Raw genomic sequence first — 3,390 nt, 5'->3', positions numbered from 1 at the left:
GAAGTGATTGCCATGAGGAACAATATAGGCATCCCCTGTGTCCTCAATGATATCAGATGCATTAAAGATATATCCATCATCCGTTGTATAGCGACCTTGAGCTCTTGCAGCAGCAACAGCATTATCTGTGCTTTCATTATGATTATGACTATGTTCCTGCTTCTGACGTTTAATCTCTTCTTTTGTCCGAATATTGTCCGCATGAGCCGCATCTTTAAGGTAAACATAGTATTTTCCGTCTACCTTAATCACATAGCCACCCTTGATTTCATTGACAATATCTGAATTCTTCAACTGATAATTTGGATCTTTCATGAGGAGCTCTTCACTGATGATAGCATCATAAGGAACCTTTCCATTATAGTAGTGATAATGGTCTCCATGAGAGGTCACATAACCTTGATCAGTGATCTTGATGACGATTTGCTCGGCATTTATACCTTCTTTTTTACTGACTTCATCAGGTGTCAAATTTTCTGCCTTTTGGCTTGGTTGGTTGCCATCGATGTATGAAACACGGTTATTTTCTTTTACAGTTTGAGCTTGATGCAAACCTAATTCATAAGCACAGACACTTAAAACAAGTGCAGTTGCTGACCCAGCTAGATATTTTTTATTGATTTTCATTCTTTCCTCTTTTCTTAACTCTATTTGATTCATCATAAAATAATAAACCGGTTAATTAACTAGTTAATAGTTTACTCTTTTTAATATCGATTGTCAAGAATTTTACATATCCACATAATAAAAATAAAAGCCTCTTTATCGAGACTTTCATTTTTCATTAGTTTATTTTTTCCTTACTTACAGATGGAGGATTATTTTCTTTTTAACAACGCAAGTAATTTTTCTGCTTCTGCCATGATACCATTATTATCCATGGTTTGGAGGCTCAAATTATTTCGTAAACCAGCTAGGGTTTCTGTTGCATTGGCTTTCAAACTCGCATCAGTCACTTTAGCAAGTAAAGCTTCTGCTTCTTTGAGTTTAGCTTCTACTTTTTCAGTCTCTACTTGAGGGACTTCTGGCTCAGCAGGTGTTTCCTCTACTGGCTCTTCATCCGCTTTGAAGTTCTTATTTGGATCTTCACTGTGGTCTTTCTTACCTAAGACATGCTCGCTGGCATTGCCCCATCCATCATTAGAATGTGGACGTTCGTCAGGATGTTCAACATAGTACTTAATCGTAGCAAATAAGTCTTCCAGAGTATAACCATTTGGAGCCTTGTATGAGTGGTCGTCAAACCAAGCAAATTTAATATTATGGTAATGATCCTTATGAGGAATGATCAAATTCCCATTTTTAACTTCAACTGTATGCTCGACCATGTATGGAAGTCGTACGAGAGGAATCCGTTTTTCCCCTTTCACACGATTGTAAATGGCCGCTGCACTATCTCCAGTTGGATTTGCTTGAGCATCTGCGTCTGGAGATGGAGGTAAAATACCTTTTTCTTTAGTATAGGCTTGAGCAGCAGCTTTTTCCTTATCAGAAAGGCTGTCTTTTCCAATCCAGTGACTATGGCCCATATGAGGCGTTACATAGGCATCTCCTTCATCACTGATAATATCATGTTCGTCAAAAATGTAACCATCTGACGTTGTATACTTATCAGCTAATTGAGCAATACGGACTTCGTTTTCGGTATATTCAATTTGAGAATTTGGTTTGCCAAGTCGTTCTGGATGGGTAATTGGTGCTAGGAATGCCAATAAATCATCTACCAATTTTCCTTTATTAGAAGATTCATCATTCAAGCGTTCTGCTAATTTGTCTAAAGCTTGGAAATCAGAAGTACGACCCTTATTTTCAGACAAGGCTTTATGAGCCTCGGCCAATAAATTATATGCTTTATCATAAAATTCTTGATCACGAGGTGGTACATTTTCTTTCTTCGCAACTAGAGCGTGTGTTTCTTGAGTTTTCTTAGACAAGAGATTTTCAATAGCGTCAATCTTATCCTTAGCCAAGTCTTTAGCTAGAACATAACGACTGACTCCCTTATCCTCGACAATATAACCGTCGCCAACTTTTCTAACAACCTGGTTGACATCAAGTTCAGTCGGTTTATTTTCCACTGGTGCAAGAGGTTTGGTAGTAGGGGCTGGCTTCAGAGGAGTAACACTTGGCAAGACACTGCCATTTTGTCCTTTGACAGCTACCATACGAGCCAATTTTTCTTCCAGCGGTGACATTTGTGCATAAGGGATAAAGTGATAATGATCTCCGTGGGGCACTGCGACACCATTAGCTGTACGTTTGATAATTTGTGCTGGATCAAATACTAGGCCATCCGATTCCACATGACGTTCTGACAAAGGTTTGGCATACAATTCACGTAAGAGTGTCGGAATGTCTTCCCCTTGGTCTTGATGATAAGTTGGCGTGACAGTCAGATTAGGAGTCTCTGTCAAACTTGGTTGGACTGGATTTGGATTGTTACTACTTGGTTTACTTGAACTTGTAGCAGAATGTGAGCCCTGCTTCCCATTCCAATAGGCTTGGGCGGCAGCCAATTCTCCTGCTGACAAATCACTCTTAGGTATATAGTGGAAATGATTGCCGTGCGGTACAACAAAAGCGTCACCTGTATCTTCAATCACATCTGTCGGACTAAAGACATACCCATCATCCGTTGTATAAGCGCCTCCAGTTGCTCTATTCGGTGCCGGCGTATTGAGATTAAAGTTTGGTTTAATCGTTGAATTTGGTTTCGCAGGACTGCTTGGTTTCGAATTGTCAGAATGACTTTGAACTGGCTGGCCTCCAATTGGCAGATTTCGAGCCAATTTTTCTTCCAAGGCAGACATTTGCGAATAAGGAATGAAATGGAAATGATCCCCGTGAGGCACTGCCACACCATTTGCAGTACGTTTTGTAATCTGTGCTGGGTCAAACACTAATCCATCAGACTCCACATGACGTTGACTAAGTGGCAAAGCGTACAATTCTTGAAGGAGACTATCCAAGTCCTCATTTTGACTCTCAGGAGCTGTTGCAGGATTTTGAGGAGTCTCAGCTTGACTCGTTCTCACACTAGATTTTGTTTCAGCTCTGCTCGAACGATATTCAACTGTACTTAATTGACCACCTTTTCCAGATAAGAAGGCTTGAGCAGCAGCTAATTCACTGGCAGACAAGTCACTCTTAGGAATATAGTGGAAGTGATTGCCATGAGGAACAATATAGGCATCCCCTGTGTCCTCAATGATATCAGATGCATTAAAGATATATCCATCATCCGTTGTATAGCGACCTTGAGCTCTTGCAGCAGCAACAGCATTATCTGTGCTTTCATTATGATTATGACTATGTTCCTGCTTCTGACGTTTAATCTCTTCTTTTGTCCGAATATTGTCCGCATGAGCCGCATCTTTAAGGTAAACATAG

At 40.1% G+C, this 3,390-nt stretch carries 2 protein-coding genes; both read right to left on the bottom strand.

Translation table 11 applies throughout. The features are described 5' to 3' along the window. Positions 1-627: pneumococcal-type histidine triad protein (locus D8787_RS10935; protein ID WP_125423827.1), on the bottom strand; the 627-nt coding region annotated here is incomplete at its 3' end. 191 nt (positions 628-818) lie between these two features. Further along, positions 819-3,390, bottom strand: a 2,572-nt coding sequence (locus tag D8787_RS10930) for a pneumococcal-type histidine triad protein (RefSeq protein WP_125423824.1), incomplete at its 5' end; no start/stop codon positions are given.

It is taken from the genome of Streptococcus mitis (genome assembly GCF_003944325.1).
GTDB lineage: Bacteria > Bacillota > Bacilli > Lactobacillales > Streptococcaceae > Streptococcus > Streptococcus mitis_CW.
The sequence above is the reverse complement of the archived record's forward strand: the minus strand, read 5'-3'. Positions and strand labels throughout refer to the sequence as shown.